The sequence below is a fragment of the uncultured Campylobacter sp. genome, from assembly GCF_938039205.1.
GTDB lineage: Bacteria > Campylobacterota > Campylobacteria > Campylobacterales > Campylobacteraceae > Campylobacter_A.
Genome location: NZ_CALHVM010000017.1, coordinates 33,799 through 53,349, shown reverse-complemented (window position 1 = coordinate 53,349; position 19,551 = coordinate 33,799). Strand labels below are relative to the sequence as shown.

Below are 19,551 nucleotides of genomic sequence, written 5' to 3'. Positions count from 1 at the left end.
ACTTCACCCACTTAGAAAAGATGCTATGGATTATCGCTACCGCCCTGATCCAGTAGATCACAGAGATGAGCCAGATGCTGAGTTTTTGTTCCCAACAGGCGATGCAGTAGTTGATGTGCCACTTGGACCACTACACGTTACATCTGATGAGCCAGGTCACTTTAGACTTTTCTGTGACGGCGATGAGATCATCGACGCTGATTATCGCTTGTTCTATCAACACCGCGGTATGGAAAAGCTAGCTGAAAACAGAATGAACTATGATCAAATGGGCTATCTTGCAGAGCGCGTTTGCGGAATTTGTGGTTATGCTCACGCTATTGCGTGTATCGAAGCAGCAGAAAAAGCTATCAAGCTTGAAATCCCACTAAGAGCTCAAGCTATACGCGTCATCTGTCTTGAGATCGAGCGTCTTCACAGCCACCTTTTAAATATCGGTTTAGCTTGTGAGGTTACTGGTAACTACAACGCTTTCATGCATATCTTTAGGGTTCGTGAGTACTCTATGGAGCTAGCTCAACTTGTAACTGGCGGACGTAAAACATACGGTAACGTCGTTATGGGCGGCTTAAGACGTGATATGACAAACCATGAGATCAAAAAAGGCTTAGAGATCATCAACAAACTTGACATTCAAATTTCAGAAATTTGGGATGCAGTTTTGGAAGATAAACGCCAAATCGGACGCTGGAAAGGTGTAGGTATCTTAGACCGTCAAATAGCACGTGACTTTAGCCCAGTTGGTCCAAATATGAGAGGCTCTGGCTTTAAACGTGATAACCGCTACGATCACCCATACGACTTCTTCAAACAGATAGAATTTGAAGTAGCAGTTGAGCATGGTTGCGATGTTTTTGCTCGTGAGATGGTTAGATATAAAGAGCTAAAAAGCTCTATCCACATCATCCGCCAATGCTTTGAGATGATGCCTCAAACTCCGATCATGATCGATCCTGTGACTATGATCAAACCTGAGAATTTCGCACTTGGTCACGATGAAGCACCACGTGGTGAGAACGTTCACTGGATCATGCAAGGTAGCGCTCAAAAAGTATATCGCTGGAGATGTAGGGCTGCGACATATAACAACTGGCCAAGCCTAAGATATCAATTTAGAGGAAACAACATAAGTGATGCTGCACTTATCGTTTGCTCACTTGACCCTTGCTACTCATGCACCGAGCGTGTTACTTTGGTTGATGTAAGGACTAAAAAAAGTAAAATTTTAACAGAAAAAGACCTTAAAAAATTCTGTCAAGATGGCGGGGTTAGTAAGAAGGATTTAAGATGATGAAGTTATTTGACATCACAGAAAAATATGGAAAGGCGACATACGCCTATCCATTTGAGCCATATATTGTGCCTGAGAATTTCCGCGGTCAGCCAGACTATACATACGATCTTTGTATAGGTTGTGCAGCTTGCGGTATCGCTTGCCCAAGTAATGCAATAGAGCTTAAGATGAACGATGAGCAAACAAGACTTGTTTGGCAGTTTGACTGTGGTCGTTGCATATTCTGCGGACGCTGCGATGAGGTTTGCCCAACTGGAGCTGTAAGACTTAGCGATAGCTTTGAGCTTGCGGTTAAATTTGACAAGAGCGCTCTTATACAAAGAGGCGAGCTTGAGATGCAAACTTGCAAATGCTGCGGCAAGCCATTTACGCCAAAAAGGCTTATAAATTTCACTCTTGAAAAGCTTGGCACAGCAAATTTACTCCCAGGCAGACTTGAAGAGGCAAAAGAGTACCTTTTTATCTGCCCAGAGTGCAAGAAAAATCAATCTGCTGAAAGGCTAACAAAAGGCGTTGAGGAGGCTATAAAATGAGTCTATATCAAGTCCCAGAGGACATAAAAACAGCAAATGACCTAACTGCAAAGCTAGAGCATTTAAAAAATATCAAAAGAAGCTTTAGCGTTTATAGGATCGACTGCGGAAGCTGCAACGGTTGTGAGATCGAAATTTTCGCTGCTATCACTCCGATGTGGGATCCAGAGCGCTTTGGCTTTAAGCTTGTAGCAAACCCAAGACACGCTGATATCTTGCTTTGCTCAGGACCAGTCACAAGACAGATGTACTACCCACTTCTTCGTGCTTACGAGGCAGCTCCAGATCCTAAGATCGTAGTTGCTTTTGGCGCTTGTGGTAGCACAGGTGGAATTTTCCACGACGCTTACAGCGTTTGGGGTGGTATAGATAAGATAATCCCAGTTGATGTCTATATCCCAGGATGCCCTCCACACCCAGCAAGTGTTATTTACGGTCTTGGCATGGCTCTTGGCATCATCGATCAAAAATTGCACAAAAAAAGCTATGAAAATGACAGCACTACGCCTCCACCAGTTGAGAAGTCAGTAATGGGCGATATCTTGTTTGAACGTGACTTGCATGCTGAAAGTAAAAGGCTGATGAGCTATATCTTTGGTAGAACGCTATTTGAAAAATATATGGACGCTATCAAAGCCTCAAGAGATATCCACAACCCAGAGCTTGCACGTGAAGCGGTTGTAGCAGCTATCAAAAAAGAAGATGATCCTAGATATGCTGAGTGTATGGCACTTTTGCATAATGACGTCTATCTAAAATACGCAAAAGCTGGTAAAAATTTTGCGATCGATGTTGATAGCGAGGTTTGGAGTAAAAGATGATTCAAGTTTATAAGCTTACAAAAAGGCATATGGACGACAACGAGAAGCTTCCACGCGAGCTAAAGGAGATAAAAATTTTCTCCACTTGCGTGGGACATGGTGTTGGTACGATTGATTTTAGCGAGAAGATCTTAGAGCTAAGCGATGAGGAATTTGACGATATGATCAAAAACTCAGGCGAATATGTGAAATTTAAGATCGGAAATTTAAGCAAGTATTTTGAAGTTGAAATTTTTGCTGAGCATATCGCTAGACTCTTGCCACAGCTTTGTGAGTGTAAGCTTAAAGAAATTTTGGCAAATTTAAAAGAGGGTTATATCGTGCTTAGGAAGGACTTTTGATGAAAAAGGCCATCCTTTGCATCGGTAATCCTATGCGTGGCGATGATGATGTGGGTAATGAAGTCGGCCGCATCGTAGAGCAGGAGCTAAAAGAGTGGAAGGTCTTTTTTGGGCAAGATGTGCCTGAGAATGAATTTTCAGCTATTAGAGAATTTGCACCTGATATCTTGATAGTAGTCGATGCGATGAGTGGTTTTGATGAGGATAAGATAGAGTTTTTTGACCTAAGTGACGATAGAGACTACATCTACTCAACCCACAACCTCCCAACGCCGGTGCTTTTAAGCTATTTGCGAAAAATTTGCCCAAAGACGCTTTTTCTTGGCATTAGCGTCTTGCTTGAAAATGTCCTTGACTTTGAAGAGGGACTAAGCGAGCAGGCTAAAAAAAGTGCTAGAAAAGCTTTTTTAAGAATTGTAGAGATTGATAAAAATTTAGTTGGTTAAATTTAGCAAGAGCTAAATTTAATCTGGGGTTTGCTAAAGATAAATTTGATCGTTTTGGATTTGAAATTTAGTGTAAAAATAAGCTTTAAACATTAAATTTTAACGCCAAATCTCTATCTTTGGCACTGCTTCTTTGCTTTTATTTCTTATAGATCAAAGAAGGTTAAATAAAAAGGAGACGTGATGTTAAATCCGGCAGAAACCGCTCAAGCGGTGTCAAGTTCTATGGAGCACAAAGCTCATACGCCACTTGTAAGCATTATCTTCCTTGCTATCATGGCTGGAGCTGCTATTGCAATGGGTGATATCTTCTGGGCTCACTCAACAGTTGGTATGGCTGAAAAACAGTCTATCGGTCTTTCAAACTTCATCGGTGGTATCACATTTAGCTGCGGCCTCATGATGGTTGTATTTTATGGCGGTCACCTATTTACTAGCTCTATTTTAAGTGGTGTTAGTGCGTATGATGGCAAATTACCACTTGGCAAAACCATAGGCTATTGGGCTATCGTTTGGATATTTAACTTCGTTGGTGGCGCATTGATCGCTTATATGTATTACTACTCTGGTTTGCCACTAAAGTATGACGGCTACATCTTGCAACACTTCGTGCCAGCAGCTATTGGCAAGATCACAGCACCATTTCATGAGCTATTTCTTCGTGGTATCTTTTGTAACGTCTTTGTTTGTATGTCTATCTGGACTGCGACAAGCGAGAGCAACCTATCTGGTAAATTCTTTGCCATTATGTGGATGATCGGCGCATTCGTCGCTTGCTCAATGGAGCACTGCGTTGCAAATATGTTTATCATCACTGAAGCTATCATCTCTAAAGCTCACTATATAGCAGCAAGTGGTGGCGATATCAACGCTGCAGCAGCTTTACTTCACACTACAGCTGATAAACTAGATGTCATCAACTGGACAAATTTCTTAAGCAAAAACTTGCTTCCAGTTACACTTGGTAACATCTGCGGTGGTCTTTTCTTTGTTGGTCTTGTTGGCTTCATGGCTAATAAATTTGATATGAAGAAAAAAGCTTAATAAACTCCCTTTTAGTCTTTGCTTTTATGGCAAAGGCTAAATTTTAAATTTCTCTTTTTTACCTTAAAAGTTTCAAAAAAACATCTTATTTTTAATCTAAAAATGTCACACTAATTTAAAATTTATCGTTTTAACTCTGTTTTATTTGAAAATTTGTGACATTTTGGAGTTTAAAATATCTTAGTTAATAAATTTAGAGCAATAATAAAGCTAAAATTTAATATAATCCCACGAAAAAAGGAGAGCTTATGAAAATTTTTAATGCATTTTTTATTGGCATTATATTTGTTCTCGCTCCTATTTTTACGCTATTTGTCGGAATTTACAACAACTACTTTTCACACTACGGCATAAACGAGTATTTCAATGTGATTTTTGTGGATAATGTGCCTTTTTTGTGGCTTTTGCCTGTGTTTTTTATATTTGGATATTGTTTCTTTTACGCGCCATTTAGGAAAATTTTTAGAGCCTTTTATCTGCTCTTACTTGTGCTTTGCGCACTCAGTTGGTATCCTGATTTTGGACGAAGCTTGGGTGAGGCTTATTTCATGAGCAAGCCACTTGAGATAGATCTATCTTCAAATTTACAAATCGAGCAAAAAACAAGCGGCAAAGTCCTTTATGACGGACGAAGAGAAATTTATTTTCTAAGAAGTGACAATGATAAAGTCGTTAAAATTTCAAAGTAAAATTTTACCTTTATTTAGTTACAATGGCATAAAAATTTAAAGGTTTAAAATGCGTATAAAACTTCCACACGTACCTTATGTATCACATAAAATAGCAATAGATCTTTTAAACTGTGGTTTTGTAAAGTTAAACAAAGGTATCGAGCCAATCGTAGCAAAAGCAAGTGAAATTTTAACTACTGATGTTCAAAAAGAAAGAGCGCTAGATGAGCGAGTAAATGAGCTTTTAGAGAAAAACGAGGACGAGATGCAAACTATGCAAATCGACCGCAAAAATATGTTTTGGCTCGTTAAAAAGAAACTTGCTGGCGAATTTGACGTCATTTTAACTCATGAAGATAGATTTAGCAATGTCGCCCACAAGATACTTGAAGCTATCTGGAAGAGCGATTTGGTCGAGTACAATGTATCAGAAAACCGCGTGAAAAATGTCATTTATAGCTCGATAGATGAGTATCTAAAAAGTTATGAGAAGATAGAAGATAGCGTCTATGAGATGATGCAAAACTACAAACGCAAACTTATCCCTGGAACTGACGAATACGACCTGATTTTCGAGCGTTTGTATCAAGATGAGCTTAAAAAAAGAGGAATGCTTTAATGAAAGCTTATATTTACATTGAAAACGGCGTTTTTTTAGAGGCAAAAGCCTTTGGTGCTCACGGCGAGTGTGCAGGCGAGCTCGTTTTTAATACCTCTATGACTGGCTATGAGGAGATCATGAGCGATCCAAGCTATGCTGGTCAGTTTATCGTCTTTACTATGCCAGAGATCGGCATCGTTGGCATAAACGAAGATGATATGGAGAGCCTTAGAATTCATGCAAGTGGCGTCATAATGAGAAACTACAACGAAATTCCCTCAAACTACCGCTCGCAAAAGTCTTTAGGCAAATTTTTCGAAGAGCAGGGTAAATTTGGCGTTTATGACGTTGATACTAGATATTTAACAAAGATGCTACGTGATGAAGGCGCACTTATGGCCTACATCTCAACGCAGATAAGCGACAAAGACGAGCTAAAACGCAGACTTGAAAGCAGCGGACGCATAGAAAATATAAACTACGTAAAAACAGTCAGCGCAATGGATGAGTATGAGCACAAAAAAGGCGCTTGGGATAGAAATTTAAAGTCATATAAGCCGCTAAAAAGTATCGGCAAAAAGATAGCTGTTTTTGACTTTGGCGTAAAGAGAAATATCCTAAATGAGCTATGCGAAACTGGCCTTGAGGTCATCGTCGTACCACACGATACGAAGGCTGAGGTTTTGATAGATAAATTTAAAAATGGTGAGATAAACGGAGTATTTTTATCAAATGGTCCAGGCGAGCCAAAGAATTTAAAGGCCGAAATCGCTGAGATCAAAAAAATGATAGAGGCAAAAATCCCAATATTTGGCATCTGCCTTGGACATCAGCTGCTTTCAAATGCCTTTGGATACGAGACATATAAACTTAAATTTGGTCAGCACGGAGCAAATCATCCAGTCTTAAATTTAGAGACAAAAGCGATCGAGATAACAACGCAAAATCACAACTACAACGTGCCAGAGAGCATCGCTGAAGTAGCGGTTGTGACACATAGAAATTTGTTTGACAACACGATCGAGGGTGTAAGATACAAGGACTATCCGATCTTCTCAGTCCAGCACCACCCAGAAGCAAGCAGCGGCCCTAACGAGAGCAAATATATATTTAAGCAGTTTTTAGAAATTTTATAATATGCAAAACATAAGCCTTTACATGATTATCTCAGTTGCGATTTTGAGCAGCTTTAGTCATTGCATCGGCATGTGTAGCGGGTTTTTGAGCTTGCAAGCTCTATTTTTTAAAGGCAAAAGCAAGAGTGAAATTTTAATGCTAAGCACGCTTTATAACATAGCTAGAATTTTTGCTTATGTGGCTTTGGGGGCTTTGTTTGGGGCTTTTGGGGCAGCCATTAGTTTTGGTATGCAAGCAAGAGGCGTGATATTTTTCATAGTTGGCTTAGTGATCGCATTTATCGGTATCGCCTTGCTTTTTAGGGGCGAGCTTTTAAAATTTGTAGAGAGCGAAAAAGCACTTAAATTTATAGTAAAAATGGCAAAAACAAGCGTGCAAAAGAGAAATTTGACAAATTTCTTACTGCTTGGCTTTTTAAATGGGCTTTTGCCTTGCGGCGTGGTCTATTATTTCTTAGCGCTTGGGGTTTTAAGCGCAAATGTGGCTGACGCATCCCTGATAATGCTTATCTTTGGGCTTTGCACCTTACCAGCGATGTTGCTAGCTAGCTTTGTTTTTGGCTTACTAAGAGAGAAATTTAAAGAGATCATGTTTAAGCTCTCAGCTTGCATAATGATCTTAAACGGACTTTATCTATCATTTTTAGGATATAGAGCAAATGCCTAGTTTAAATTTAGATGAAAATTTCCTTTCAAGTAGCGATGGCATGAGGATTGCTAAGCTTGCGATGATGGGCGAGATGATGGCAAATATAACTCACCAGTGGAAGCAGCCGCTAAATGAGCTAAGTTTAGTTTTATATAAGATGAAAAAGCTAGCACGCAGCGAAGATGGCGAGTTTGTAGGCTCTTATGAGAGAGCTATGCAGATCATAAAGTATATGTCAGAAACTACTGATGAGTTTAGCTCGTTTTTAAATCCAAACACACTTTCGCAAGAATTTAGCCTAGCAGACGCAGCTAGAGCATCGATACAGATCGTAAAAGGCGTGATGAAAAAAGAGGGCATTCATATAGAGCTTGAGGTGTTAGGGGACTCAAAAATTTATGGTCACAAAAACAGGCTCATGCAAGTCATCATAAATTTACTAAATAACGCAAAAGACGCACTAAATTTACAAAAGATAGAAGATAAAAATATAAAAATAAAGATTGATAGCGATGAAAAATTTGCTTACCTAAGCGTAGAAGATAACGGTGGTGGCATAGATAAAAATGTGATAGATGAGATATTTAAGCCATATTTTACCACCAAAGAAGATAGTAAAGGCACTGGCTTAGGACTTTATATGTCAAAGCAAATAATCGATCAATTTAACGCAGAAATAACAGCGGGCAACAGCGATAATGGAGCCTGTTTCTTAATAAAGTTACCACATAAGGAGAAAGTAAATGAGTAGAATTTTAAAAAATCTAACCGTTTTACTAGTCGAAAACAATAGTGATAGCAAAAAGATTATTTATGATATATTAATTGATAATTTTGAGAAGGTTATTACAGCTCAAAACGGTGATGAAGGTTTGAAAAAATTTAAAAAATATAATCCAAATATGGTAATTACCGATGTTTTTATGCCAATTATTGATGGTCTTGATATGGCGAAATGCATCAAAGAAATTTCTAAAGATACTCCAATTATAATTTTGAGTACTCATTGTGAAAAAGAAACTTTACTGAAGGCTATTGATGTTGGTATTGATAAATTTCTTATCAAACCAATCATGCCAGGTGATTTTTTAGAAACTATAGAAAATGTTGCAAAAAATAAGATAGAAACAACAAATATCATCAAAATTGGAAATGGATATAGTTTTAATAAGATTAAACGTGTATTAATTAGAGAAGGTGTTGAAATTTCACTTACTAAAAAAGAGCTTGCATTTGTGTCATTGCTTATAAAAAGATTTGGTACTCTTGTATTGCATGATGAGATTAAAAGTGTTGTTTGGGTTGGTGAAAGTGTTACAGAAGCTGCTATTAGAACCTTTGTTAAACGTGTCAGAGATAAAGTTGGCAGTAGTTTTATAAAAAATGTTCCAGGGCTTGGTTATAAAATAGAGCGAAAGATCTCTTAGTAAAAGATAATTTATATTAATTAAGTTTTTTTATAGTCCTTATACTTTAAAATAACGAATCATTAATATAAATTTAACTAGGAGGATATTTTATGCGCCCATCTCAGCTACTACACTATGATTATAGTGTAGCAAAGCTATTTATGTTTGCCACGATACTCTTTGGTATCATAGGCATGGTTGTTGGCGTAGTTATAGCTTTTCAAATGGCCTGTCCAGAGCTTAACTACATAGCCGGCGAATATTCGGCGTTTGGGAGGTTGCGTCCTCTTCATACTAATGGCATCATTTTTGGCTTCATGCTCTCAGGCATCTTTGCCACTTGGTACTACATCGGACAGCGTGTTTTAAAGGTCTCGATGAGCGAGTCGCCATTTTTGATGTTTATCGGCAAGCTTCACTTTTGGCTATATATGCTTGTTATGATTTTAGCTGTTGTTACGCTTTTTATGGGCGAGAGCACAGCTAAAGAGTACGCCGAGCTTGAGTGGCCACTAGATATCGCAGTGGTTTTGGTTTGGGTGCTTTGGGGTGTTAGTATATTTGGCCTCATCGGTATCCGCCGCGAAAAGACACTTTACATCTCAGTTTGGTACTACATCGCTACATTCTTAGGCGTTGCGATGCTATATCTATTTAACAACATGGAAATTCCAACAAGACTTGTTAGCGGATATGGCTCATGGCTACACTCTGTCTCTATGTATGCTGGCTCAAACGACGCTTTGGTTCAGTGGTGGTACGGCCACAACGCGGTTGCATTCGTTTTTACAGTGGCGATCATCGCTCAAATTTATTATTTCTTACCAAAAGAGAGCGGACAGCCGATATTTTCATATAAACTATCACTATTTTCATTTTGGGGTCTGATGTTTATCTACCTTTGGGCTGGCGGACACCACCTTATTTACTCTGCTACGCCTGATTGGATGCAGACTATGGGGTCAGTCTTTTCTATCGTTTTGATCCTGCCTTCATGGGGTTCAGCGATAAACATCCTTCTTACGATGAAGGGCGAGTGGGCGCAGCTTAGAGAGAGTCCGCTTATTAAATTTATGGTTCTAGCTTCGACATTTTATATGTTCTCGACACTTGAAGGCCCGATACTTTCTATCAAGTCTGTAAATGCCCTAGCGCACTTTACTGACTGGGTACCAGGACACGTTCACGACGGTGCTCTTGGCTGGGTTGGCTTTATGATCATGGCGGCACTTTATCACATGACGCCGCGCGTGTTTAAGCGTGAAATTTACTCAAAGTCGCTAATGGAAGCTCAGTTTTGGATACAAACAACAGGCATCGTTTTATACTTTGCATCTATGTGGATCGCTGGTATCACACAAGGTATGATGTGGAGAGCGACTGATAGCTATGGAAATTTACTCTACTCGTTTATAGATACGGTAGTTGTGCTTATCCCATACTACTATATAAGGGCTATTGGCGGACTTCTTTATCTAGTTGGCTTCTTGATGTTTGCTTATAACATCTACAAATCAACTTCTGCTAAAGCTATCTTAGCAGAGCCAAAAAGCGCTTCGCCAATGGGCGGCGGGGCAAAAGCTAGTGCGGAGGTGATGTGATGTTTGCTTGGTTAGAAAAAAATCCATTCTTTTTTGCAGTTTGCGTCTTTATAGTCATCGCTTACGCTGGCATAGTTGAAATTTTGCCAGACTTTGCAAACAGAGCTAGACCGCTTGAGGGCACAAAGCCTTACACTGTTTTAGAGCTAGCTGGTAAAAACATCTATATGCAAAATGGCTGCAACACTTGCCACACGCAGCAAATTCGTCCACTAAAACCAGATACTGATAGATATGGCATGTATTCACTAAGTGGCGAATTTGCATACGATCGTCCGCACCTTTGGGGTTCAAAAAGAACAGGACCTGATCTTATGCGTGTGGGCAACTATAGAACGACTGACTGGCATGAAAATCACATGCTAAATCCAGCCTCAGTAGTGCCAGGCTCGATCATGCCAGCATATCCATTTTTATTTAAGAAAAATGCTGACATAGAGACTGCATACGCTGAAGCGCTAACGGTTAAAAAGGTCTTTAACACGCCTTATGACGAAAAAGATATGCCAGCACTTGGCACGCTAGAGCAGACAAATGCTAACGTCAAGGCCGAGGCTGCAGCTATAGTTGAAAATATGAAAGATGAGCAGGTAAAAAGTGCATTTGAAAAAGGTGAAATTCGCCAGATCGTAGCGCTTATTGCTTATCTAAATAGCCTAAAGTAGGAGCGTAAGATGGAGAACATTAGAGAGTTTCAAGCTTATGGCTACTTTTTCTTAACAGCATTTTTGGCGATCACTTTGTATGCCTACTTTTTTCATCTTTATAAGAGCGAAAAAACTGGCAGAAGAAACTACGAAAAGTACTCAAAGCTCGCACTTAATGATGAGATCGGCGGAGAAATTTTAGAGCGCAAGGCTATAAAGGAGAGCGTATGCAATGGCTAAATTTAGAAGATAATGTAAATTTACTAGCTCTTATAGGAGCGGCTCTAATCATCGTGCTTACCATCGTTGTAGCTGGTAGGTATGTTGGGCAGATGAAGGTTAAAAAAGATGAGAGCGTTGAACTTAGCGAGCACAACTGGGACGGCATAGGTGAGTACAAAAATCCTGTCCCACTTGGCTGGGCGGTCGTCTTTTTGCTAACGCTAGTTTGGGCGGTTTGGTACTATTTACTAGGCTATCCTTTAAATTCTTACTCACAAATCGGCGAGTATAATAAAGAGGTCAAGGAGGCAAATGCCAAATTTGAAAAAGAGTATGCAAATCCAAGCAAAGAGACGCTTCACGCTATGGGTGAGAGCATATATCTCGTGCAGTGCTCAGCATGTCACGGCATCACAGGCGATGGCATAGGCGGCAAGGCTGCAAATTTACAAATTTGGGGTAGCGAAAAAGGCATAGTTGAGACTATACTAAATGGCTCAAAAGGGCTTGATTATCCTATGGGTGAGATGCCAGCAGGTTTAGCTGACGCTGATGGCGCAAAGGCGATTGCAGCATACGTAGCTAAAGAGATAAGCGCGATAAAAAGCACTAAAAATGAAAATTTAGTAGCCACTGGCAAAGAGCTTTACGCAGCTTGTGCGGCATGCCACGGCGAAGATGGCAAGGGTATGGATGGCATGTCGGTTGATCTTAGCAAATATGGCTCGGCTAGCTTTGTGGCTGACGTGCTAAATCGTGGCAAAAAAGGAGCGATCGGCACTATGCCTAAATTTAATGATGGCAGGCTAAATGAGATCCAGCAAAGCGCAGTTGGCGAGTACGTCATATCGCTATCAAAGGGCGAATAATGGAAAATAACAATAGAAATGTCTTTGCCTTAAACGGCATTAGCGGATTTTTAATAGCGGTGGTGCTTTTGCTCTCTATCCTAGCGGTGCTTACATACGTTGGCATCGGCTTGCAAAAAGAGGTCGCAACCAAGCCTTACTCACTAAAAGATGCAGCTAGCATCGAGATGAAGAGCGTAGATAACGCTAAACACGTCATTGTAAAGGAGTAGCGATGCTAGGCATAATAGAAAAAGCCATTATCCTGCTAATAGTCGTCGCAGGCGCCATTTGTGCTTGGTCAGTACTTACGCCAAATCACCTATTTGTAGGTTAAATTTGAAGAAATTTGCACTCATTTTTATCATTTTGCTATGGCAAAATTTGGCTTGGGGTGCAAATTTTGTTATCAATGATGATGGAATTTTAAGCCAAAAAGTGAGCCAAAAGCTAAATGAGATCGGCAGTGAGCTTTATCAAAAAAGTGGCATAAATTTAGTAGTTGGTCTATATAAAGATGGCGAGCTGGACACGCTTTTTAAAGAGCAAAATTTAAGCTCTCCTTTTGTATTTTTAGCACTCATAAAAGATAAGCAAAAGGTTGAAATTTTTAGCGATACAAACACTTCAAAGCTCTTTAACAAGGAGCAAATTCTAAGTGTAAATCCAGAATCAGGCACCATTATCCCCATTTTGGTCTCAAAAAACGGCAAAGATGTCTATAACGCCGCTATCTTAAACGGCTACGCTGATATCGCCGAGCAAATCGCTGAGAGCTTAAATTTAAAACTAGAAAGCGGCATCGGTAGCTCAAACAAGACGACGCTAAATTTCTTACGTATCTTTATCTACGCGTTAATTAGCCTCTTTGTCGTCATCATCTTTTACAAAAAGGTAAAAAATGGCTAAAAAGAGCTTTTGGCCTTATGGCATCGTGCTTAGCATAGTTGCTATCATCTTAGCTTGCGCCGCGACCATCGTTGTTGCGATCAACAACCCAGTCGAGATGGATAGCGCTTATATGCAAAGTCATCAAAGTGTCGATGAAAATATCACATTTATAAAAGAGAGCGAGGCGAGATTTGATGAGAAATTTGACCTTAAATTTGAGCCAGAATTTAAAGGCCTGCAGGGTAAGTTTAAATTTCTTCTAACGACAAGAAGTGGCGAAATTTCAAGCCTTAGCTATGAAATTTTACTAACTCGCCCACAAACAAACAAAGACAACAAAACATTAAACGCCTCATGGCAAGAAAATGAGCTTGTAAGCGAGAGTGTTGGACTAAAAGAGGGCAGGTGGCAGCTACTTTTAAGGCTAAGCGACAAGCAAGATACAAGATATTATAAATTTGATTTTAATGCCACAAAGTAAGTTAAATTTGCATCTAAAGTCACTTTTGCAAAGTCAAAATCAAATAAATTTATCTGCAAATTTTACTTTCTAGCCAGCCAAAACGCCTCAAACCTCTTTAAAGCCAAAATTTAAGCCCAAACGCTTGCTAGTTGTGACGTATTCTTTAAATTTATAAATGAGTGGCGAGTATTTTTGCGTATCGATTTTTTCATCTTTTAACAAATTTTCATCCACAAAGATGCCAACTATCTTGCAAGTAACTATACAAAACCACTCCTTTATCTCACACTTTTCTACGATCGTTTCTATCTGTATCTTGCACTCTTTTATGCGCGCGCTTTAGTTTTTGGCGCTAAATTTAAGCAATATAAACCCCGCGACACCCGAAACTACCGAACCTAGCAAGATAGCGAGCTTGTCGGTGTAGGCAAAGGCGTCCGTGTCGTTGTAGGCTAGGCCGTTAATGAAAAGGCTCATCGTAAATCCTACGCCGCAAAGCACGGCGATGCCGTAAAGCTGGATGAAATTTGACCCCTCGGGCAGCTTGGCTAGCTTAAATTTGATCGCTAAAAAGCTAAATCCAAATACTCCGACTTGCTTGCCGACGAAAAGCCCCAGCGCCGTGCCTAGCGCGACCGGAGACAAAATCTCGTCCAGTCCGACGCCTCGCAGCGAGATGCCTGCGTTTACGAAGGCAAATATCGGCAGCACGCCAAACGTCACCCAGCCGTGCAGGTCGTGCTCGATGCTTTTTAGCATAGATTTGCCCGGCTCGTCTTTAAAGCTAAGCGGTATGAAAAAGGCCGCCACGACGCCGGCAAGCGTGGCGTGAACGCCTGATTTTAGCACCGATACCCACATCACCGCGCCTACGATCAGATACGCCGCCTTGCTCTTTACACCGAGTCTGTTTAGCACGAAAAGCGCGGCTAGACAAACGCTCGCGACCGCAAGCATTTGGGCGCTAAGCTCGCTCGTGTAAAATAGCGCGATAATCACGATCGCGCAAAGGTCGTCGACGATCGCCAGCGTCATGAGGAAAATTTTTAAACTAGTCGGTACGCGAGGTCCAAGTAGGCTCAAAATCCCCAAAGCAAACGCGATATCCGTCGCCGTCGGTATCGCCCAGCCGCCAAGCGCGAAGGAGTCGTGCTTCGTAAAAAGATAGAATATAACCGCGGGCACTATCAGGCCGCCTGCTGCGCCGATAGCGGGCAGCGCGATTTGCGACGGATTTTTTAGCTCGCCCTCCAGAACTTCGCGCTTTAGCTCAAGTCCGATGAGAAAGAAAAATACCGCCATCAACCCGTCGTTCACCCACAAGATCAGGGGTTTGCTTAGTCCGTATTCGCCGAAGCTCACGGTAAATTTGGTCTTTAAAAACTCGTTGTAAAAATCGCTCAAAAACGTGTTTTGACATAGTAGCGCCGCGACCGTAGCGATCATCAGCAAAATCCCGCCGCTGGCTTCGTGTTTTAAAAACTCTTTTATCCCGCCCATTTTGCTTCCTTTTCATAAAATTTTAAGGATTATAGCGTATTTTTGCGGTCGCATGAAATTCGTGCGAATTTAGCTATAATCAAGTCAAATTTAAAGCTAAAATTTGGTAGACGCATCGCTAAATTTTGCTTTGTCTTGTTACTTCTTTGCGCCTAAGAGAGGGCGCTTTATAAATTAAGGAGCGAAAATGAATGAAATTTTAGAGATTTGTAAGCGCGCAAAGGTCGCTTGTAGCGAGCTTTTGAGACTTGGTAGCAAGGCTAAATTTGAAATTTTAAACGCCGTAGCAGACGAGCTGCTGGCGCAAAAAGAGGCTATAAAAGCGGCGAACGCCAAAGACCTTGCAAACGGCGAGAAATCGGGCCTTAGCGCGGCATTGCTCGATCGTCTGCGACTAACGGACGCCCGCATCGATGCTATGGCGCAGGGTGTGCGCGAGGTGGCGGGCTTCGCCGAAGTCGTGGGCGAGAATCTAGGCGGCTGGAGCCATCCAAACGGCATGCAAATCAGCCGCGTGCGCGTGCCGCTGGGGGTGCTTGGTATCATCTATGAGAGCCGTCCAAACGTCAGCATCGACGCGGCGGCTCTGGCGCTAAAAAGCGGCAATGCAGCGATCCTAAGAGGCAGTGCCAGCGCGCTAAATTCGAACATTTTTTTAGTAAATTTATTTAACGAAGCGGGGGCGAAATTTGGCTTACCGACGGGTGCAGTGCAGCTCGTGGAGAGCGCTGAACGCGAAGTAGTGGCGCAAATGGTAAAAATGAGCGAGTACATCGACGTTTTGATACCGCGCGGCGGCAAGAGCTTAAAAGATTTTATCGCACAAAACGCGACCGTGCCGATCATCATGACGGGCGCTGGGGTTTGCAACATCTTTGTCGATGAGAGCGCAAATTTAAAGCAGGCGGCAAGGATAATCAAAAACGCCAAAACCCAGCGCCCAAGCGTTTGTAACGCCGTAGAGTGCGTGCTTTTACACGAGCGCGTGGCGGGCGAAATTTTACCTAAGCTGGTGCGCGAAATGACAGAGGTCGAGTTTCGCGTGAGCGAGCAGCTACTGGGCGCGTGCAGGTCGGAGCTGCGAGGCGCGAAAAACGTCAAGCTCGCAGGCGATAGCGACTTTGGCGCGGAGTTTTTGGATCTCGTGCTAGCCGTGCGCGCGGTGCGGGATACGCAGGAAGCGATCCGCTTTATAAACGCGCATTCCAGCGGGCATTCGGACGCGATTTTAAGCGCGGATTACGCAAATGTCGAGCGGTTTTTAAACGAAGTGGGCAGCGCGGTCGTCTACGCCAACGCCTCGACGCGCTTTAGCGACGGCAGCGAGTTTGGATTCGGCGGCGAGATCGGCATCAGCACACAAAAGCTACACGCCAGAGGGCCGATGGGGGTGAGGGAGCTTACGACCTATAAATACGTCGTCCGCGGAGACGGGCAAATTCGTTAGCGGCTTGTCTTTTTGTCATATACTTCGTTGGATTTCGCTACGGGCTGTAGTCACGTATTACATATACGCTCCTTTGCCCTTGCTTATCCGCCTCGTCTATGACAAAAATACTTCGCCTTATCGTTTTACGTTCAAATTTGGAGTCAAATTTGAAAACCAAATTTGCATTTTCGTGGTGCGATAAAACATTGAAATTTGCGATACCCGCGGCGACTTTTTCGGCGATGAAATTTGACCCGTCTCGAGTCGGCGCACAGGTACGCAAAGGCAAAATTTATGCTAAAATCGGCGTAAATTTAAAGGAAACCGATGAAAAAACTAAAATTTATCTTTGCTTTTGCCGCGGCATTTGTTTTTAGCGGTTGCTACGAGACGACCTTGCTCACGCGCGTGCCGATCTCGGCGCTAGTTTCAGGCAAAGGCGCGGACGTGAAATCCACTCTCGTGCTAACGGACGTAACGCCGCAGACGCACGACGAAAAAGTAGTAACGGATAACGTGCGTGTTTTCGTCCCGGACGCAAAATTTAAGGACTTTCCGACTGGGCAGACCGCCTACGAGATGAGCGTGAGCGTCGGTAGTGGCGAAAAAGGCGGCAAAAACTCGGACAAGCGCGCCGTGCGGATGTATCTGGATGAATTTGGCGGCGTCTACGGCAAGCTTAGTAAAAACGTACTTGAGCAGTACGCGGGTGCGGCAAAACAGGGTGAAGCGCCGACGCTAAAAGCGGCGATAAAATTTGAAAACGACACGAAGGACGTCTATGAGGTGGTTGTGGGCAACGACTTTAAGGCTAGCGATGAGGCGCAAACGGGCGGCGTTTATATCTTGACGCCGGGGCAAGTCACGGGTGCCATCTGGGCGGAAAATATCGCGATACGCGAGGCGCTTGCCGGTAAGGCGGTCAAAATCGGAGCTCTAAGAAAGGCGGCAAAATGAAAAATCCTAAAATCGGCTTTATCGGCGGCGGAAATATGGGCGGCGCGATGATCGAAAATTTGGCGCAAAGGCTGGGCGGCGAGAGTGTGTTCGTCTATGCTAGGAGCAAAACGTCGGCTCTACGCGAAAAGTGCGGCGTAAACGCCTGCGAGAGCGAGGCCGCGGTCGCGTCGGCGGCCGATATCACGGTGCTAGCGACCAAGCCCGCGGCGTATGAGGGTATATTAAATTTGATAAAAGAGGTGGCGAGAGGTAAGGTTATAGTCACGCTCGCCCCGAGCTTTAGCCTGGAGCAAAGCATGCAAATTTTAGGCGCACAGGCTAAGATCGCGCGCGCGATGCCAAACACTCCCGCGGCAATCGCAGAGGGCGTTAGCGCGCTGTGCTTTAACGAAAATTTAAGTGCGGACGAGCGGACGGCGGTGCGTGAGATATTTGAAAATTTCGGCGCCGTTTATGAGCTGGAGGAGGCTAAATTTGCCGCATTTACCGGCATCGCGGGTAGCCTGCCGGCCTATGTTTTTATGTTTATCGAGGCGGCTGCGGACGCGGGAGTGCTAGAGGGGCTGCCTAGAGCGCTGGCGTACGAAGCCGTCGCGGCTAGCGTTGCAGGCTCGGCGCGACTCATGCTAAAAAGCGGCAAGCATCCTGCAGCCTTAAAAGACGAAATTTGCTCGCCTGGCGGCACGACGATAGAAGCGGTCAAAGCGCTGGAAAACGGCGGGTTTCGCGCGGCGGTGTTGGATGCAGTGGGTGCGTGCGTCAAAAAGGCGCGCACTAAGTAAATTTACTGCTTTGGTCGACGCTTAAAAACGATTTTTAGAGTTTAAAGGCGTGGATTTTTACTTATAGACGCGACCTGTTCTAGATTACGAGTTAAATTTAAAAATTCTAATCAAAATTTTAATTTTCGTAAAATTTGAAATTTAACTTATAGCTCGGTCCTGTCAATATTTGAGCCGATTTTGTATCCAAAATTTATATCATTTAAAAAATAAAATCCAAAATTTTGATATAAATTTATTTTATCTTAAACTTTTTTTGCATAAAATCACCGCCAAATTTTACTCGAAAGGTACGCTATGAAAAACGATATGTGCGACATGTGTTGTTGCGAAATGAAAAGCTAGGGCGCTAGGCACGAATATCTCTTTAAGTGCTTAGCAGGTCGCTAAACATTTAAAAAGATATTTTCAACTCCGCACTCGCGGGCCTTTTTAGATGAATAGCCAACGATAAATTTAAAAAGGATAAAAAATGAAAAAACTACTAAAATCTTCTCTACTTGCTTTGGCGAGCTTCGCTCTTTTAACCGGCGCAAATGCAAAAACTCTCGAAAACGGCGTTTTGAAAATCGCGACCGAAGGCACGTATTCACCCTACTCCTACCACGATAAAAACGACGCGCTAACCGGCTACGACGTAGAAGTGGCACGCGAAGTGGCAAAGAAGTTAAATTTAAAAGCGGAATTCGTCGAAGCTCCGTGGGATGCGATGCTTGCGGCATTTGATGCGGGTAAGGCCGATATCGTGTTCAATCAAGTAAGTATCACGGACGAGCGTAAGAAAAAATACGACTATACCGCTCCATACACCGTCGCCTACGCCGCGCTAGTCACACATAAAGATAATAACGAAATCAAAAGCTTCGAGGATCTAAAAGGCAAAAAAAGCGCGCATTCGGCAACCAGCAACTGGGCCGGCATCGCGCAAAAATACGGCGCGCAAATCGTCACCGTGGACGGCTTTAGCAAAGGCGTGGAGCTCATCATCAGCCGCCGTGCAGATGCGACGATAAACGATAGCGTGACTTTCTACGATTACATAAATCAGCGTCCAAACGCACCTTTAAAAATAGCCGCTAGCGGCAATGAGCCGATCTACTCCGCAGCCATCGTAAAAAAGGGCAACGAAGAGCTCGTAAATGACGTAAACAAGGCTCTTAGCGAGCTAAAAAGCGAAGGCAAGCTAAAAGAAATTTCGGTCAAATACTTCGGCAAAGATATCTCGGAGTAAAATTTACTCGCATAAAAGCAGCTAAATTTAAA

General features: G+C 42.5%; 26 protein-coding genes. 24 read left to right on the top strand and 2 right to left on the bottom strand.

What is annotated here, in order from left to right; translation table 11 throughout:
• The 19 genes from Q0394_RS02230 to Q0394_RS02140 all read left to right on the top strand — a co-directional run.
• A partial coding sequence (locus Q0394_RS02230; protein WP_298945376.1) for a nickel-dependent hydrogenase large subunit occupies positions 1-1,291 on the top strand: 1,291 nt, incomplete at its 5' end.
• Complete coding sequence (locus Q0394_RS02225) at positions 1,288-1,827, top strand: formate hydrogenlyase complex iron-sulfur subunit (protein WP_002939210.1); 540 nt, start codon at positions 1,288-1,290, stop codon at positions 1,825-1,827. The genes Q0394_RS02230 and Q0394_RS02225, both read left to right, overlap by 4 nt.
• Entirely contained in the window at positions 1,824-2,648 is an 825-nt protein-coding gene (locus Q0394_RS02220) for an NADH-quinone oxidoreductase subunit B family protein (protein WP_298945375.1), read from the top strand. Before Q0394_RS02225 ends, Q0394_RS02220 begins: the two co-directional genes overlap by 4 nt.
• Positions 2,645-2,989, top strand: a complete 345-nt coding sequence (locus tag Q0394_RS02215; RefSeq protein ID WP_148785733.1) for a formate hydrogenlyase maturation HycH family protein — start codon at positions 2,645-2,647, stop codon at positions 2,987-2,989. The genes Q0394_RS02220 and Q0394_RS02215 overlap by 4 nt, the downstream gene beginning before the upstream one ends.
• Positions 2,989-3,435 carry a hydrogenase 3 maturation endopeptidase HyCI gene (locus Q0394_RS02210; RefSeq protein WP_021085388.1) on the top strand — a complete coding sequence of 149 codons (447 nt, stop codon included), beginning with the start codon at positions 2,989-2,991 and terminating at the stop codon, positions 3,433-3,435. The genes Q0394_RS02215 and Q0394_RS02210 overlap by 1 nt, the downstream gene beginning before the upstream one ends.
• A gap of 183 nt (positions 3,436-3,618) precedes the next feature.
• Positions 3,619-4,479 carry a formate/nitrite transporter family protein gene (locus Q0394_RS02205; RefSeq protein WP_103651974.1) on the top strand — a complete coding sequence of 287 codons (861 nt, stop codon included), beginning with the start codon at positions 3,619-3,621 and terminating at the stop codon, positions 4,477-4,479.
• Positions 4,480-4,727: 248 nt separating this feature from the next.
• Positions 4,728-5,168 carry an isoleucyl-tRNA synthetase gene (locus Q0394_RS02200; protein ID WP_298945373.1) on the top strand — a complete coding sequence of 147 codons (441 nt, stop codon included), beginning with the start codon at positions 4,728-4,730 and terminating at the stop codon, positions 5,166-5,168.
• A gap of 49 nt (positions 5,169-5,217) precedes the next feature.
• A complete protein-coding gene (locus tag Q0394_RS02195; RefSeq protein ID WP_002939254.1) occupies positions 5,218-5,769 on the top strand; it encodes a DUF507 family protein in 552 nt (183 codons plus the stop codon).
• On the top strand, positions 5,769-6,887 hold the full coding sequence (gene carA / locus Q0394_RS02190) for a glutamine-hydrolyzing carbamoyl-phosphate synthase small subunit (RefSeq protein WP_103570631.1): 1,119 nt from the start codon (positions 5,769-5,771) through the stop codon (positions 6,885-6,887). The genes Q0394_RS02195 and carA overlap by 1 nt, the downstream gene beginning before the upstream one ends.
• Before the next feature lie 22 nt (positions 6,888-6,909).
• Complete coding sequence (locus Q0394_RS02185; RefSeq protein ID WP_298945370.1) at positions 6,910-7,554, top strand: sulfite exporter TauE/SafE family protein; 645 nt, start codon at positions 6,910-6,912, stop codon at positions 7,552-7,554.
• Positions 7,547-8,287 (top strand): HAMP domain-containing sensor histidine kinase, encoded by a 741-nt coding sequence (locus Q0394_RS02180; protein ID WP_298945368.1) that lies wholly within the window; start codon positions 7,547-7,549, stop codon positions 8,285-8,287. Before Q0394_RS02185 ends, Q0394_RS02180 begins: the two co-directional genes overlap by 8 nt.
• Positions 8,280-8,963, top strand: a complete 684-nt coding sequence (locus Q0394_RS02175) for a response regulator transcription factor (protein WP_009294849.1) — start codon at positions 8,280-8,282, stop codon at positions 8,961-8,963. The genes Q0394_RS02180 and Q0394_RS02175 overlap by 8 nt, the downstream gene beginning before the upstream one ends.
• 92 nt (positions 8,964-9,055) lie before the next feature.
• Positions 9,056-10,546 (top strand): cytochrome-c oxidase, cbb3-type subunit I, encoded by a 1,491-nt coding sequence (gene ccoN, locus Q0394_RS02170; RefSeq protein ID WP_298945366.1) that lies wholly within the window; start codon positions 9,056-9,058, stop codon positions 10,544-10,546.
• Entirely contained in the window at positions 10,546-11,211 is a 666-nt protein-coding gene (gene ccoO, locus Q0394_RS02165; RefSeq protein WP_298945364.1) for a cytochrome-c oxidase, cbb3-type subunit II, read from the top strand. The genes ccoN and ccoO overlap by 1 nt, the downstream gene beginning before the upstream one ends.
• A 9-nt stretch (positions 11,212-11,220) precedes the next feature.
• On the top strand, positions 11,221-11,433 hold the full coding sequence (locus tag Q0394_RS02160) for a cytochrome c oxidase, cbb3-type, CcoQ subunit (RefSeq protein ID WP_298945362.1): 213 nt from the start codon (positions 11,221-11,223) through the stop codon (positions 11,431-11,433).
• Positions 11,421-12,284: a cbb3-type cytochrome c oxidase N-terminal domain-containing protein gene (locus Q0394_RS02155; protein ID WP_298945360.1), complete on the top strand. Its 864-nt coding sequence runs from the start codon at positions 11,421-11,423 to the stop codon at positions 12,282-12,284. The genes Q0394_RS02160 and Q0394_RS02155 overlap by 13 nt, the downstream gene beginning before the upstream one ends.
• The gene (locus tag Q0394_RS02150) at positions 12,284-12,496 is read left to right on the top strand and encodes a DUF4006 family protein (protein WP_087581734.1); all 213 of its coding nucleotides are present in this window, start codon (positions 12,284-12,286) and stop codon (positions 12,494-12,496) included. Before Q0394_RS02155 ends, Q0394_RS02150 begins: the two co-directional genes overlap by 1 nt.
• A gap of 106 nt (positions 12,497-12,602) precedes the next feature.
• Positions 12,603-13,172, top strand: a complete 570-nt coding sequence (locus tag Q0394_RS02145; protein ID WP_298945359.1) for a hypothetical protein — start codon at positions 12,603-12,605, stop codon at positions 13,170-13,172.
• On the top strand, positions 13,165-13,635 hold the full coding sequence (locus Q0394_RS02140) for a FixH family protein (RefSeq protein WP_298945358.1): 471 nt from the start codon (positions 13,165-13,167) through the stop codon (positions 13,633-13,635). The genes Q0394_RS02145 and Q0394_RS02140 overlap by 8 nt, the downstream gene beginning before the upstream one ends.
• A gap of 87 nt (positions 13,636-13,722) precedes the next feature.
• Here the strand turns inward: Q0394_RS02140 and Q0394_RS02135 are convergent, their stop codons facing one another.
• Positions 13,723-13,851 (bottom strand): hypothetical protein, encoded by a 129-nt coding sequence (locus tag Q0394_RS02135; protein ID WP_258031180.1) that lies wholly within the window; start codon positions 13,849-13,851, stop codon positions 13,723-13,725.
• Positions 13,852-13,956: 105 nt separating this feature from the next.
• A complete protein-coding gene (gene nhaA, locus Q0394_RS02130) occupies positions 13,957-15,117 on the bottom strand; it encodes a Na+/H+ antiporter NhaA (protein ID WP_298945357.1) in 1,161 nt (386 codons plus the stop codon).
• 187 nt (positions 15,118-15,304) lie between these two features.
• On the opposite strand from nhaA, the gene Q0394_RS02125 reads away from it, so the two are divergent.
• The 5 genes from Q0394_RS02125 to Q0394_RS02105 all read left to right on the top strand — a co-directional run bounded on the left by Q0394_RS02125 (position 15,305) and on the right by Q0394_RS02105 (position 19,519).
• Positions 15,305-16,564: a glutamate-5-semialdehyde dehydrogenase gene (locus Q0394_RS02125; RefSeq protein ID WP_298945356.1), complete on the top strand. Its 1,260-nt coding sequence runs from the start codon at positions 15,305-15,307 to the stop codon at positions 16,562-16,564.
• 98 nt (positions 16,565-16,662) lie between these two features.
• Positions 16,663-16,923 carry a hypothetical protein gene (locus Q0394_RS02120; protein ID WP_298945355.1) on the top strand — a complete coding sequence of 87 codons (261 nt, stop codon included), beginning with the start codon at positions 16,663-16,665 and terminating at the stop codon, positions 16,921-16,923.
• Complete coding sequence (locus Q0394_RS02115) at positions 16,874-17,503, top strand: hypothetical protein (RefSeq protein ID WP_298945354.1); 630 nt, start codon at positions 16,874-16,876, stop codon at positions 17,501-17,503. The genes Q0394_RS02120 and Q0394_RS02115 overlap by 50 nt, the downstream gene beginning before the upstream one ends.
• The gene (gene proC / locus Q0394_RS02110; RefSeq protein ID WP_298945352.1) at positions 17,500-18,288 is read left to right on the top strand and encodes a pyrroline-5-carboxylate reductase; all 789 of its coding nucleotides are present in this window, start codon (positions 17,500-17,502) and stop codon (positions 18,286-18,288) included. The genes Q0394_RS02115 and proC overlap by 4 nt, the downstream gene beginning before the upstream one ends.
• A gap of 472 nt (positions 18,289-18,760) precedes the next feature.
• Positions 18,761-19,519, top strand: a complete 759-nt coding sequence (locus Q0394_RS02105) for an amino acid ABC transporter substrate-binding protein (protein ID WP_298792271.1) — start codon at positions 18,761-18,763, stop codon at positions 19,517-19,519.
• Positions 19,520-19,551 lie beyond the last annotated feature (32 nt).